We start from the raw sequence: 12,938 nt of genomic DNA, 5'->3' as shown, positions 1-12,938 counted from the left end.
GCACACGGAGTCCTTCAGAAAGGACCGCGTTCGTCCGATGTAATCGGACCGCCCCTACAGAGGATGGTGGGTTGCAGGAGCAACCCAGGCGGCGTAGGCCCGTTCGTCGTGGTGATTGGGGATCGCCGCACCTCAGGGGGACAGAGGGGAGGAAGAGACCTCTCCCTCTTATCCCTCACCCTGAGAAGGGAGGGACGCCTTGTGGGTTGTGGTGGTATCGCCTGCTTCTAGATTGATGGTTTCTTTTGGGTTTCTCGCTTTCTTTGCTTTTCAGTTTTTGGTTTGCTGTGGTGATTTTGGTTGGTACGCAGGCGGTGGGCGGCGGTCCTTCCGTCGAAGGACGGTGCCAGGACCCTTCCGAGAAGGGGCGAGGGGTGTGCGCGATGGGGACGGCCTGGGCATACGCCGTGTGCCAAGGCCGGCATCGCAGGAGGGCTGTCCTTGCGGACAGGACCCATCTCTCCTCGGACGACATGCGTCGCCCGGCGGACTCGCGCATGGGGGTTTGTTCTCCAGTCCCGTCGCCGCGCCATACGGCGGAATTACCAAAGGTAGCGGGCGTGACCTCCCGGTGATGAAGGGGGAGGCCTACCAGTCGGAGGAACCCGCCTTCGCTGGGCTGCGGCGTGTCCGGCAGAGGGCACGTACCCCGCGCCCCTACTCACCCTCTCTTCTCGGCTCCGGCGGACCGGAGTCGAGGTTCTCTCCCATCGATGGAGAGAGGAGTTTGGGCGGCCAAACACGGGGTGGAGAAGGATGTGGGAGCTCTGCGGCCGCGGGCCGAACCATGCACCGGCTGACCGTCCGGCAAGAGCAGCCCTGACGATGAGAGGCAGGAGGCCCCCGCCGTTAAGGCGCGTTCGCTGTGCTGGGCTGTGGCCCGATGTGGGAGCAGAGGGGGCGATTAGTCGTGCGCCCCGACGAGTGACCTCCTTTGGGGGCCCGCGCCGCTGGACCGGGGTTGGCCTGGTGACGTGCTCCGTGGTCCTGCTCGAGACAGGACGGTGGAGGGGGCTCCTGTTCCTCCCCCTGCCTTCGCGAGCGGCAAGGGAAAGGCGAGGAGCGGGGGTAACCTCTCCCCCTGGCCCCCTCTCCTGCGAGGCGAGGGGGTCTGAGGGGAAGGATGCAATGCGCCCCGGCGACCGCCTGCGTACCTATGTGTCCTGGCAAGGGTCATACACAAGAAATAACATGAGCTATGCGAGAGCGTCAAGATGGGGCGTCACAGTGACGCCCCCCCCGCGAGGAAGGGTTATCCTGGTATGGGTGCGCCCTCAGGGCCATCTGCTATCAGGGCGCGTGCCCCGCGCCCCTACATGTGGCGGGCGGCCTGAGGCCTGCCCCTACTCTCCCAGAACCCGGCGGGCTGGTTTCGCCCTCGCCATTCCTATGGCGCGTCCCCTCTAACTTGGCAGGAAGCTGCCGCCGTTGACGTGCATCACCAGGCCGGTGACGCGATCGGCGTGGGGGCCGACGAGGTAGAGCATCGCGCCCGCGATCTCCTCCGGCGTGACCTCGCGGAAGGGGCGCACCAGCTGGCCTTCGCGGATGACGGCCTTCTCGCGCCACTCCGTCGTCTCGTTGATGCCGGAGACGAGCCCCATGCCGCCGCCGTGGACAAGCCCGGGCGCGATGCAGTTCACCGTGATGCCGTAGCGCCCGATCTCCATCGCCAAGGCGCGGGAGAAGCCGACGATGCCCGACTTGGCGGCGGCGTAATCGGCAAGGCCCAGCGCCGTGGGCTTGAAGGCCGCCCGGGAGACGGTGCTGACGATGCGCCCCCAGCTCTCTTTCCGCATGTGCGGGATCACCGCCTGGGAGCAGAGGAATGCACCCTTGAGGTGGACGGCCAGGGCGCGGTCCCACAGCTCCTCCGACATCTCCTCCACATACTTGGCGCTGGGGTTCACGCCGGCATGGTTCAGCAAGATGCTTACTTTTCCAAAGCGCTTTACCGTGGCATCCACCATCCGCTGGACATCGGCCTTCTTGGAGACGTCCGTCTGGATGGCGACGGCCTTGCCGCCCGCCTTCGCGATGGCCTGCACCGATTCCTCGCCGCGCTTGGGGTCCAGATCGGCGACGACGACGGTTGCGCCTTCCTTGGCTAAGGCCATGCAGAGGGCGCGGCCCATGCCCGGCCCGCCCCCGGCGGTGACGATCGCGACTTTGCCATCGAGTGTGCCCATGGGTCAGCGCCCCTTGAAGACGGCTTTGCGTTTTTCCAGGAAGGAGTTCACGCCCTCGGCGTAATCCTCGGTATCGCGGCAGATGCGATTGGCGGCGTTCTCGGCGGCCACCTGGGCGGAGAAGCTTCCGCTGACACCGTTGATGAGGTTCTGCTTCGCGAACTTCATGGAGATGGGCGGCAGGGAGGCGATGGTCCGCGCCATCTCCATCGTCGCCGGCAGCAGCTGGTCGTGCGGGAGCACCTGGTTCACCAGGCCGATCTGCAAGGCCTCCTGCGCCGTGACGACTTTGGCGGTGAAGACGAGCTCGCAGGCCTTCGCCAGGCCGACGAGCCGCACGAGGTTGTGCGTGGAGCCGAACTCCGGGGTGAGGGCCACCCGGAGGAAGACGCCGCCGAGCTGGGCCTTCTCCGAGGCGAGGCGGATATCGCAGGCGAGGGCGAGAGTGAAGCCGAAGCCGACGGCAGCGCCGTTGATGGCGGCGATGACGGGCTTGCTCACCAGGTGGAGCATGTTGGCGTAGGAGGCCGTCACATCGTCGTGCGCGGCCGCCTGCTCCACGGCAAAGGCTTTGCCCTTGGCCTTCACCTCGGCCATGGACTCCTTGAGGTAGTCCATGTCCGCCCCGGCGGAGAAGGCGCGTCCCGCCCCGGTGAAGACGATGACGCGCACATCCAGGTCCTTGTTCGCCGCCGCCGTCGCGGCATGCAGCTCCTCGAGAACGGCGGGCTTCACGGCGTTCATGATGTCCGGCCGGTTGATGGTGATGACGGCGATGTGGTCTTTCGATTCGTAGGTGATGTAGTGATAGCTCATGGGGCCTCCTCAACACAGGGCCGCAGGATGCGGCTACTTGAACTTGGGCATCACCTTCTCGGCGAAGAGGCGCATGGACTTGCGCACCTTATCGTACGGGAGGCCGCCGAAGCTGAAGCCGATGATGACGTTTTCGAAGCCGGCGTCCTTGAGGCGCTGGATGCGCTCGATGGCACGGCCGGGGTCGCCGTAGACGAAAGCCTTCCAATAGTTATCGTAGTTCTCGTAGCCCTGGGCCAAGGTGGCGACGCGCGCCTGCACGACCTTCTTCTGGTCCTCGGGCCAGGTGTCCAGGTCCTCCGGCGTGTTGACGGAGCGCACGGCCTTGGCCATCCAAGCGACGGCGTCTTTCGGGTCGTCATAGGACTGCTTCTCCGTGGGCGCGACGTAGGAGGTCTGCATCACGAGGATCTGGTCGGTCAGGCGCTTGATCTCCGCCTCCGATTTCCCGGCCTTGCGGGCGAAGTCCTCGTACATCTTCTTAAGGCCCTGGAAGTGGGTGCGACTCTGGTAGGAGACGTAGAAGGAGAGGCCGCGGGATGCGGCGAACTCGAGGGTATCGGGCGTGCCGCCGGTGGCGATGAAGGCTCGTGGGTGCGGCTTCTGGACGAGGCGCGGGCGCAGGGTCACCGGATAGGGGACGCTGAAGTGCTTGCCCTTGAAGGTGAAGTTTTCCTTGGTCCACGCGCCGAGGATGATGTCCACGGCCTCCTTGAGGCGCTCCGCGCCGTCGGCGATGTTGGCGCCGTAGCCGCTGAACTCCCGGGGGCCGTAGCCCTTGGCGAAGCCGATGTCCACGCGGCCGCCGCTGAGGCAATCGAGCATGGCGGCCTGCTCCGCGATGCGCATGGGGTGGATGAGGGTGACGACGTTGGCGGCGGTGCCGATGCGGATCCTCTTGGTGCGCGCGGCAACGTAGGTGGCGAGCTGGAGGGGATCGGGATCTATGCAGTAGTGATGGAAATGGTGCTCCGCCGCCCAGGCGGCATCGAAGCCCAGCTCATCGGCGAAGATCATCAGGTCGGCTTCATTGCGAAGGACTTCAGGGTCAGGGATGGTGCTCGGCGCTTGCACCAGGCTGAAGGTTGTGAATTTCATACGGCTCCTCTCTAGATTTTTCACCGTAGGGGCGCGGTGCGAAGACTTGCCTCGGCCCTGCGGCGGACTTTCTGATGGGCGCGCGCCCCGCGCCCGCTGTGGGTCTTTCTCGGGCGCGTGCCCCGCGCCCTTACTGGGCTAATTTCCTTTCGGCAACCCGAGGCCGGCTTGGGCGATGATGTTGCGCTGGACTTCTTTGGTGCCTCCTGCGATGCTCCACCGAATGACGGAGCGATAGAAGCGCTCCAGGTCGCCGTTCAGGGGAGCGTCGGGCGAGCCTTTCTGCAATTGGGCGTACTGGCCCATCATTTCCATGTTGAAGTGCGCGAGGCGCTGGGCGAGCTCCAGGCGGAAGAGCTTGGCGACGGAGGATTCGATGCCCGGGGCGATGTTCCTGGAGAGGGCACGGGCCGTGTTCATGCCGAAGAGGCGGAGGACCTTCACCTCCAGGATGAACTCGGCGAGGGCGTTGCGGATGATGGGCTTCTTGATGAGGGGCTCGCCATCTACAACGGTGACGGCGGCGTACTGCGTCACTTCCTCGATGAGCTTGACGAGGTCGCCGGAGGGGATGTTGCGAACGAAGCGCAGGGCCGTGGTGAGCATGGGCCAGCCTTCGTTCTCCCGGCCCACAAGGTGCGTGGCGGGGACGCGGACGTTATCGTAAAAGGTCTCGTTAGTGCGCTCTTCGGACATAGTCATCATGGGGCGCACGGTGATGCCCGGGGTGTTCACGTCCACCAGGAGGACGGAGATGCCCTTGTGCTTGGGGACCTTGGGGTCCGTGCGGACGGCCATCCAGATATAGTCGGCGTAGTAGATCTCGCTGGTGAAGCGCTTCTGCCCGTTGAGGACGTAGTCGTCGCCATCGCGGACGGCGGGGAGCTTGAGGGAGGCGAGGTCGGAGCCGGCGTCGGGCTCGGTGTAGCCTGCGGTGAAGACGAGCTCGCCCCGGGCGATCTTGGGCAGGAAGGTCTTCTTCTGCCACTCGGTGCCGAAGAGCATGATGCAGCGGGCGACGGTCTTGACCTCCAGCTCCACATCGGGCGCGCCGTAATAGGCGACCTCCTCATCGCGGATGAAGCAGTGCATGCGGCTCTTCTCTTGGCCGCCGAACTCCTTGGGCCAGTCCATGGTGTAATGTCCCTTGGCGCCCATCTTCTTGAGGAAGATGCGGGAGGCGGGGCGAGGGCCGCGGTTCTCGTCCGTCTCGCGAACGGCGTCGGCGCTCAGCTCGGCATCCAGGAAGCGCTGGAGCTCACGGCGGTAGGCGCGCTCCTCCGGGTTGAGGGCGTGGTCCATGAGGGCATGGAGTTTGCCGAGGGTCATAGGCCCAGCTCCTGGAGCAGCATCTCCCGGTGGTGGAAGCCGTCGCCCGCGAAGAGCTCGGCGGCCTTGGCACGGCGGAAGTAGAGCTGCATATCGTGCTCTTCCATGAAGCCGGTGCCGCCGAGGACCTGGTGGCTGGTGGCGCAGATGCGCCGGTAGGCCTCGCTCACCCAGGCCTTGGCGATGGCGGCCTCCGGAGGGTCGGCCTCCCCGGCGGAGAGCTTCTGGGCGGCCTCCCAAGCGGCGAGGCGCGAGGCTTCCAGGTCCAGGGCCATGTTGGCGCAGTGGTGCTGGACGGCCTGGAAGCTGCCGATGGCCCTGCCGAACTGGACACGGATCTTGGCGTAGTCCACCGCCATCTCCAGGACGCGCTGGCCGCCGCCGACCATCTCGGCGCACTTGGCAACGGCTCCCCTGGCAAGCATCTCCCGGACGATGGGCCAGCCCTTGCCCACTGGGCCGAGGACCTCTTGGGCGGCGACGCCATCGAAGCGCACCTGGCACTGCCTATCGCTGCCGATGGCCCGCACGGGCGTGAAGGTAACGCCGCCGGCTTTGGGGTCAACGATGAAGAGAGTGACGCCGCCGGGCGACGTGCGCGCGGCGACGATGAGGGAGTCGGCGGTGGCGGCGTAGGGGACGAAACGTTTTTCGCCACGAAGAAAGTAGCCGTGGCCGGAGTGGACGGCCTCCAGGGTGACGCCATCGGGCGTGAACTTCGCGTTCTCCTCCAGGAGAGCGAAGGCGAAGGCGCGCTCGCCTTTGGCGATGGCGGGCAGGTAGTGCTGCCGCTTGGCCTCCGTGCCGTGGGCGGCGATGGCGTGGCCGCACATGGCGACGGTGTGGACGAAGGGCCCGGGGAGAAGGACACGCCCCATCTCCTCCAGGAGAACGGCGAGATCGGCGAACGAGCCGTCCAATCCGCCGTACCTGGCGGGGAAGGTGGTTCCCAACCAGCCGAGGGAGGCCATCTTGCGCCAGAGGGCGAGGGAGTAGCCGCGCGGGTCCTGCTCCATCTCGCGGACGTGAGTGGAGGGGCACTCCTTGGCCAGGAGGTCGCGGGCGCTGGCCTTGAGCATCTGTTGTTCTTGCGTCAGTTCGATGGGCATGGGGGTTAGTGGAGGACGCCTTCAGCTTCCAGGGTTGCGATCTCCTCATCGGAGAGCTTCAAGATTTCCTGCAGGACAGGCTTGGTATGTTCGCCGATGCGGGGCGCGCCCACAAGGATAGGCTCTGCGGTGGATATGCGGAAGGAGGGAAGCTCGCAGAGGTAGGGGCCAATCTCCGGGTGCTGGACCCCGGCGAAGTGGCCCCGGTGCGCGAGCTGCACATCCTCACTGATGTCCTTCGCATTTGCGACGACGCCTGCGGAAACGCCAGCGGCCTGGAGGCGGCGCATGACCTCTTCGGCGGGAAGGGTGCGCGTCCAGGACTCGACGAGCCTCTCAAGCGCCTCGCTGTGCTGGAGGCGCGCGGCCATGGTGGCGTAGCTGGGATGCGCCGCCCATTCGGGGCGGCCCGCGACGGCGCAGAGAGCGCGCCACTCATCGTCGCTCTCCACGGCGATGGCGCACCAGCGGTCATCGCCGCTGCAGCGAAAGGCGCCGTGGGGCGCGGCGCGATGGGAGCGGTTGCCCTCCCGGGACTGGACGCGGCCCGTGGCGGCGTAGTCCATCAGGGCAGGGGCGAAGAACTGCAATGTGGTCTCATATTGAGAGAGGTCAATGTATTGGCCCTTGCCGGTCTTGCGGCGGTGGACGAGGGAGGCGGCAAGGGCAGCGATGGCGTACCAGGGGCCGATCATATCCGTGTAGGCGAAGCCGGGGCCGACAGGCTCGCGGTCGGGCCAACCGGTGGTGTCCATGAGGCCGACGAGCCCCTGGAGGTGCGGGCCGGTGCCGAAGGCCATGGCGTTGGGGCCGTTCTGGCCCTGCATGGAGGCGCTGAGCATGATGACGCCGGGGTTCATCTTCTGCAGCGATCCGTAATCGAGGCCCCAGGACTTCATGGCGCGCGGGCTGAAGTTTTCGATGACGACATCGGCCCAGGGGACGAGGCGCTTCACCAGGTCAACGCCTTTGGGATTCTTCATGTCCACGGTGACGCTCTTCTTGCTGACGTTGGCGAGGGCGAAGGCGAGGCTCTTGTTTTTGCCGGGCTTGCCGACGAAGTTGGTCATGCGGGCGGGATCGAGCTTGGCGTGGGACTCGATCTTCACGACGTTGGCGCCGTACATGGAGAGGTGGCGTGTGATGACGGGGCCGGCGATGACCCAGGAGAAATCGAGGACGTTGACGCCCTGGAATGGCGAGCGCATCGCGGCCCGGCCGTTAGCGGACATCGGCGCCTCGCATCCGGCCCGGCTCTTTGCCGAGGACCTCGTCGTTGTGCTCGCCGACGCGGGGAGCGGGACGGCGGAAGGCGACGGGAGTCTCCGTCATGTAGGCGAAGGCGCCGGGGAAGGCGATCTCGCCGCCGAGGGCGGGGACGGGCATCGCGGCGAAGAAGCCGCGGGCGGCGAGCTGTTCGTCCCGAGAGATATCGGCCATGGTGTTGACGGGGAACATCATGAAGCGGCGCTTGAGGGCCTGCCGGTAGATCTCCGCCTTGGTGTAGTTGACGAAGAAGTCGGCAAAGACCTGGTCCCAGCGGTCGGACTCGGTCTGGGTCGTTTCGGAAAGCTTGCGCTGCTCGAAATCGAAGTCGGCCAACTCCTGGGCCTTGCCCTCCTCCTTCATCCACTCGATGACGCTCTTCATCTGGGAGCCCATGCCGCGCCCGGTGTAGTAGCGAAAGGCGATATAGCCGTCCTTGCACTTGAAGGAGGGGCGGCGGAGGAGGTGGTTGAAGGTGGCAAGGGCGGAGCGCTTCTGGATGGTCTTATCGTGCTGGTACATGGAATGGGTGCCGATGACGCTGTTCAAGACGGCCTCATGGATGGAGAGGTCTATGTGGGCGCCGAGGCCCGTGGCCTCCCGCTGGCAGAAGGCGATGGTGACGGCGGCGGCGGCCTGGGCTCCGGCCTGCATATAGGCCTGCTCCACGGTGCAGCGCACCGGGGGACGGTCGTCGTCGCCGGAAGGGTACATCCAGCCGCCCATGGCCATGGCAACGATGTCCGTGGCCCTCCAATCGCGGTAGGGGCCGGACTGGCCGAAGGGGGAGACGGAGGCCATGATGAGGCGCGGGTTGAGGCTGCTCAACTCGGGGTAGCCGAGGCCGAGGTGGGCCATGCGGCCTGGGGCGAAGCTTTCGACCAGGACATCGGCAGTCGCCACGAGCTCGCGGAGGGTGTCCGCGCCGTGGGGAGTCGCGATATCCAGGGTGATACCGCGCTTGTTGAGGTTGAGGAAGTTCCAGAGGAGGCCGCTTTCCGGGCCGGGCCTGTCCTTGTAAAAGGGGGCGATGGCGCGCGCAGAGTCGCCGCCGGGGCGCTCGACCTTGATGACGTCCGCCCCCAGATCGGCGAGGAGGCGGCCGCACATAAGGGCCTTCTCATCGGCGAGATCGAGGACGCGCACGCCATCGAGGGGCATGGGGCGCGCGGATCCAGGTTGTGCAGGGTTCTGCTGCATCGGCGGTTACCGGCCCTTGAAGTTCGGGGCGCGTTTTTCCAGGAAGGCCTTCACGCCCTCCTTGGTGTCTTCCGTGGAGAAGCAGATGCGCTGGGCAAAGGTCTCATAGTGGAAGGCCTCTTCCATCTCCTGGGTGCGACGCTTGTGGATGAGCTTCTTGGTGAGCTCGATGGTGACGGGCGGGGCGGCGGCGATCTTGGCGGCAAGCTCCATGGCGACGGGCATGAGCCGCTCGGGCGGGACGACGCGGCTGACGATGCCGAGGTCCTTGGCGGCCTGGGCGTCAATGTCATCGCCCATGAAGAGCAGCTCAGCAGCCTTGGCATCGCCGACGAGGCGAGGGAGGAGATAGCTCATGCCGCTATCCGGAATCATGCCTCGGCGAACGAAAACGGTGACGAACTTCGCTTTTCCCGAGGCGATGCGGAGATCGCTCATGAGGACCATGGCGAAGCCGGTGCCTGCGGCGACGCCGTTCACGGCGGCGATGAGGGGTTTGGGGAAGCCTTCGATCTCGCGGAGGTTCCAGCCCATGGGGTCCACGATCTCCCGCCGGGGAAGATGGCCTTCGTTCGCGTTGGCCATGTCCTGGATGCCGCCGACATCGCCTCCCGCGCAGAAGGCGCGCCCCGCGCCGGTGAGGACAGCGACGCGCACCTCATCATCGTTCGTGATCTCGCGGAAGGCGACGACGAGCTCATCGCGGAGGCCGACGTTGAGAGAGTTGAGCTTATCCGGCCGGTTCATGGTGACGACGGCGATGTGGTCTTTCTTTTCCAGCGTCAGATATTGATAGGCCATGGGGCGCTCCTTCAGCGCAGACGCCACTGGGGACGGTCTTTGGTCTGGAACTTCTTCTCGCCGCCTTCTACATCGCGGAAGACGTTCTGGGCGATGACGAAGACCTTGGCTGCATCCAGAGAGGAGGCGCGGCCCGTCTCCAGGGCGTGCCAGATGGCCTGGAGGGTTCCCTGGATGGCCATCGGCGGCGCGGAGGCGATCACATCGGCCATCTGGTCGGCGGTCTCCATGAGCTTTGCCTGGGGGACGACCTCCGTGACGAGGCCAATCTGGAGGGCCTTCTGGGCGCCGACGCGCTCGGCCATGCCCATGAGGGCAATGCGGATGACTTCGCCCAGGGGTATCTTGCGCAGCATGCCGACGGGCTCCAGCGCGGCGACCTGGCCATAGGTGACGTGGGGATCGAAGAAGGTGGCGTTCTCCGAGCAGATGGTGATATCGGAATCGTAAAGGAAGTAGAAGCCGCCGCCGCCGCAGATGCCGTTCACCGCCGTGATGACGGGCTTGTAGACGCCGTTCTGCTTGGAGGCGAGCATGCTGCCGGGTATCTCGATATGCCAGGTGTCCTTGGGAAGCTCCACGCGGACGCGCTCGCGATCCGGGTCGTTGCGGTCCACGCCGCTGCAGAAGGCGCGCTCGCCCGCGCCGGTGAGGATGACGACGTGGACCTTGCGATCCTGCTTCACATCGGCCCAGGCGCGCTTCAGCTCGTTCTGCATCTGCATGCTGAAGGCGTTGAGGACCTCCGGGCGGTTCAGGGTGATATAGGCCTTGTGGCCGCGCTTCTCATAGATAATCTGCTTGAAGTCCATAAACGCTCCTTACCGGGGCAGGCCCAAGCCGCGCGTGGCGATGATATTGCGCTGGATCTCCGAGCTGCCGGCGGTGATGGTCATGGTGGGGCTGTGGCGGGCCATGTGCTCGAACTTGCCATTGAGGACGGCGAGGGGGTGGCCCCTGCGAACCTGGCCGTACTGGCCGAGTATCTGATAGGCGAGGGTGGCCAGGCGCTGGTACATCTCGCGGATCATGATCTTCTGGATGGAGGCTTCGATATTCGGCACCTGGCCCTGGTCCTGCATCCAAGCGACGCGGAAGGCGTGGGTGCGGAGGACGTGCGCCTCTATGAGCATCTGGGCGAGGCGGCTGCGCTGGACGGGGTCTTGCATCGCTGGGCGCCCGCCGGCGTGGGAGGCCTTGGCGAAGGAGATGACCTCTTCCACCTCCCGCATAAGGCCGCCGATGGGGAAGATGCGCTCCAAATCGAGGGCGGCGGCGAGGTAGTACCAGCCCTTGTTCACTTCGCCGACGAGTTTACCCTTGGGGATGCGGACGTTGTCATAGTAGACGACGTTGTTGCGGTGGCCGCCCATGGTGTACATGGGCTGAAGGGTCATGCCCTTGCTGTGGGTGGGCACGATGAAGAGGGAGATGCCCTTGTGCTTGGCGACGGAGGCGTCCGTGCGGGCGGCGAGCCAGACGAAATCGGCGGAGTGAGACTCGCTCTGGAAGATCTTCTGGCCGTTGAGGACGAACTCATCGCCATCGGCGACGGCGCTCAAGGAGAGAGAGGCGAGGTCCGAGCCGGCGTTGGGCTCGGTATAACCAAGGGCAAAGAGCCACTCGCCCGCCGCGATCTTGGGGAGGAAGGTCTTTTTCTGCTCGGGCGTGCCGAACATCATGAGGCAGGGGCCGACGACGAAGCTGCCCATGCCGGGCCAGGGGGCGTGCAGGTAATCGAGCTCTTCCGTGAGGGCGAACTTGTGCATGAAGGTCTTGCCCAGGCCGCCGTATTCGACGGGCCAGGTGAGGCCGAGCCATTTCTTCTCGCCCAGTTTCTTGAGGAACTTCCGCCCCTGGGGGCCCTGGCCCGTCCCCCACTGGCCAGTGTCCATCTCTTCCCGCACATCGGGCGTGAAGGCCTGTTTGAGGAAGCTGCGGACCTCCTGCTGGAAGCGCTTGGCATCGGGCGGGAGCGGGTATTCCATGAGGAAGCTCATAGCATGGCCTCCAGCTTACCCACGGCAAGCTCCCGGTGGTAATCGGCGTCGCCATAAGCGAGCTCGGCGGCCTTGGCGCGGCGGAAGTAGAGCTGCATATCGTGCTCCACTATGAGGCCGATGCCGCCGTGGATCTGGTGGCCGAGGTAGCCGACCCGGCGATAGGCCTCACTGACCCAGGCCTTGCAGGCGCTGGCCTCCATCTCGAAGGGAAGGTCCGACGCAATCTTGTAGGCGGCATCCATGACGATTTCCCGGGAGGTCTCCACATCTATCGCCATATTGGCGGCGTGGTGCTGGATGGCCTGGAAGCTGCCGATGGGCCTGCCGAACTGGACGCGAGTCTTGGCGTACTCAGTCGCCATCTCCAGGACGCGCTGCATGCCGCCCACCATCTCGGCGCACTTGGCGACTGCGGCGATGAGGAGGTGGCGCTGGAGGGCGGGCCAGGCTTCGTGCAGGGGTCCGATGAGGTTGTCCTTGCCGACGCGGACGGAGGAGAAGGAGAGAACAGCGAGCTTTTCGTGCGAGATGGTGGGAAGGGCGTCCACGGAGAGACCGGGCGACTTGCCGGGGACGAGGAAGAGGGAGAGGCCCTTGCCGCCTTTCCCGGAAGCGGCGCGCGCGGGGACGATGAGGAGATCGGCGATGTGGCCTTCCGGGACGAAGAACTTCTTGCCCGTCAAGACAAAATCGCCGCCCTGCTGGGCCGCCGCGAGGTGCAGGCTATCGGGATCGAAGCTGCCTTGCTCTTCCAGGAGGGCGAGGGTCAAGACGGCATCGCCCTTCACGACCTTGGGAAGGAGGTCGCGGCGCTGTTTTTCTGATGCGGCATCGCTCACCAGGAGAGAGGCGACGACGGTAGGGAAGAAGGGGTCTGGCAGGAGGGCGCGGCCCGTCTCCTCAAAGAGGACCGTAAGGTCCATGAAGGAGGCCGCGGAGCCGCCGTACTGCTCGGGGAGGGTGAGGCCGAGCCAGCCGAGATCGGCGACCTGCTTCCAGACATCGGGCGAGTGGCCGCGGGGGTCGGTCTCCATGGCGCGGACGTAGTCCTTGGTGCACGTCTTCTGGAGGAAGTCGCGCGCGGAGCTGCGGAGCATCTTCTGCTCTTCGTTCAATTGAAAGAACAT

Annotated in this window: 11 protein-coding genes; all 11 read right to left on the bottom strand. The window is 65.5% G+C overall.

All coding sequences use genetic code 11. From position 1 onward, the window contains the following. Positions 1-1,403: 1,403 nt before the first annotated feature. The 11 genes from FJ039_09225 to FJ039_09175 all read right to left on the bottom strand — a co-directional run bounded on the left by FJ039_09225 (position 1,404) and on the right by FJ039_09175 (position 12,938). Complete coding sequence (locus FJ039_09225; GenBank protein ID MBM4406342.1) at positions 1,404-2,189, bottom strand: SDR family oxidoreductase; 786 nt, start codon at positions 2,187-2,189, stop codon at positions 1,404-1,406. Positions 2,190-2,192: 3 nt separating this feature from the next. Further along, a complete protein-coding gene (locus FJ039_09220) occupies positions 2,193-3,005 on the bottom strand; it encodes a hypothetical protein (GenBank protein MBM4406341.1) in 813 nt (270 codons plus the stop codon). A gap of 33 nt (positions 3,006-3,038) precedes the next feature. Beyond that, on the bottom strand, positions 3,039-4,103 hold the full coding sequence (locus FJ039_09215; protein ID MBM4406340.1) for an LLM class flavin-dependent oxidoreductase: 1,065 nt from the start codon (positions 4,101-4,103) through the stop codon (positions 3,039-3,041). A 138-nt stretch (positions 4,104-4,241) separates the two neighbouring features. Further along, the gene (locus FJ039_09210; GenBank protein MBM4406339.1) at positions 4,242-5,432 is read right to left on the bottom strand and encodes an acyl-CoA dehydrogenase; all 1,191 of its coding nucleotides are present in this window, start codon (positions 5,430-5,432) and stop codon (positions 4,242-4,244) included. Further along, positions 5,429-6,541 (bottom strand): acyl-CoA dehydrogenase, encoded by a 1,113-nt coding sequence (locus FJ039_09205; GenBank protein MBM4406338.1) that lies wholly within the window; start codon positions 6,539-6,541, stop codon positions 5,429-5,431. Before FJ039_09205 ends, FJ039_09210 begins: the two co-directional genes overlap by 4 nt. 5 nt (positions 6,542-6,546) lie before the next feature. Then, entirely contained in the window at positions 6,547-7,773 is a 1,227-nt protein-coding gene (locus tag FJ039_09200; GenBank protein MBM4406337.1) for a CoA transferase, read from the bottom strand. After that, on the bottom strand, positions 7,763-9,007 hold the full coding sequence (locus FJ039_09195; GenBank protein ID MBM4406336.1) for a CoA transferase: 1,245 nt from the start codon (positions 9,005-9,007) through the stop codon (positions 7,763-7,765). The genes FJ039_09200 and FJ039_09195 overlap by 11 nt, the downstream gene beginning before the upstream one ends. A 6-nt stretch (positions 9,008-9,013) precedes the next feature. Beyond that, positions 9,014-9,808 carry an enoyl-CoA hydratase gene (locus FJ039_09190; GenBank protein ID MBM4406335.1) on the bottom strand — a complete coding sequence of 265 codons (795 nt, stop codon included), beginning with the start codon at positions 9,806-9,808 and terminating at the stop codon, positions 9,014-9,016. 11 nt (positions 9,809-9,819) lie between these two features. Further along, on the bottom strand, positions 9,820-10,620 hold the full coding sequence (locus tag FJ039_09185) for an enoyl-CoA hydratase/isomerase family protein (protein MBM4406334.1): 801 nt from the start codon (positions 10,618-10,620) through the stop codon (positions 9,820-9,822). A gap of 9 nt (positions 10,621-10,629) precedes the next feature. Continuing rightward, complete coding sequence (locus FJ039_09180; GenBank protein MBM4406333.1) at positions 10,630-11,808, bottom strand: acyl-CoA dehydrogenase; 1,179 nt, start codon at positions 11,806-11,808, stop codon at positions 10,630-10,632. After that, positions 11,805-12,938 carry an acyl-CoA dehydrogenase gene (locus tag FJ039_09175; protein ID MBM4406332.1) on the bottom strand — a complete coding sequence of 378 codons (1,134 nt, stop codon included), beginning with the start codon at positions 12,936-12,938 and terminating at the stop codon, positions 11,805-11,807. The genes FJ039_09180 and FJ039_09175 overlap by 4 nt, the downstream gene beginning before the upstream one ends.

It is taken from the genome of Chloroflexota bacterium (assembly GCA_016875535.1).
Lineage (GTDB): Bacteria > Chloroflexota > Dehalococcoidia > SHYB01 > SHYB01 > VGPF01.
Note: the sequence above shows the minus strand (reverse complement) of the source record. Positions and strands in the feature narration are given on the sequence as shown.

Excerpts from the sequence above, each read along its gene's own strand:
- FJ039_09215 (MBM4406340.1), bottom strand. The coding sequence starts at position 4,103 with ATGAAATTCACAACCTTCAGCCTGGTGCAAGCGCCGAGCACCATCCCT.
- FJ039_09190 (MBM4406335.1), bottom strand. The coding sequence starts at position 9,808 with ATGGCCTATCAATATCTGACGCTGGAAAAGAAAGACCACATCGCCGTC.
- FJ039_09180 (MBM4406333.1), bottom strand. The coding sequence starts at position 11,808 with ATGAGCTTCCTCATGGAATACCCGCTCCCGCCCGATGCCAAGCGCTTC.
- FJ039_09175 (MBM4406332.1), bottom strand. The coding sequence starts at position 12,938 with ATGTTCTTTCAATTGAACGAAGAGCAGAAGATGCTCCGCAGCTCCGCG.
- FJ039_09220 (MBM4406341.1), bottom strand. The coding sequence starts at position 3,005 with ATGAGCTATCACTACATCACCTACGAATCGAAAGACCACATCGCCGTC.
- FJ039_09210 (MBM4406339.1), bottom strand. The coding sequence starts at position 5,432 with ATGACCCTCGGCAAACTCCATGCCCTCATGGACCACGCCCTCAACCCG.
- FJ039_09195 (MBM4406336.1), bottom strand. The coding sequence starts at position 9,007 with ATGCAGCAGAACCCTGCACAACCTGGATCCGCGCGCCCCATGCCCCTC.
- FJ039_09185 (MBM4406334.1), bottom strand. The coding sequence starts at position 10,620 with ATGGACTTCAAGCAGATTATCTATGAGAAGCGCGGCCACAAGGCCTAT.
- FJ039_09205 (MBM4406338.1), bottom strand. The coding sequence starts at position 6,541 with ATGCCCATCGAACTGACGCAAGAACAACAGATGCTCAAGGCCAGCGCC.
- FJ039_09200 (MBM4406337.1), bottom strand. The coding sequence starts at position 7,773 with ATGTCCGCTAACGGCCGGGCCGCGATGCGCTCGCCATTCCAGGGCGTC.
- FJ039_09225 (MBM4406342.1), bottom strand. The coding sequence starts at position 2,189 with ATGGGCACACTCGATGGCAAAGTCGCGATCGTCACCGCCGGGGGCGGG.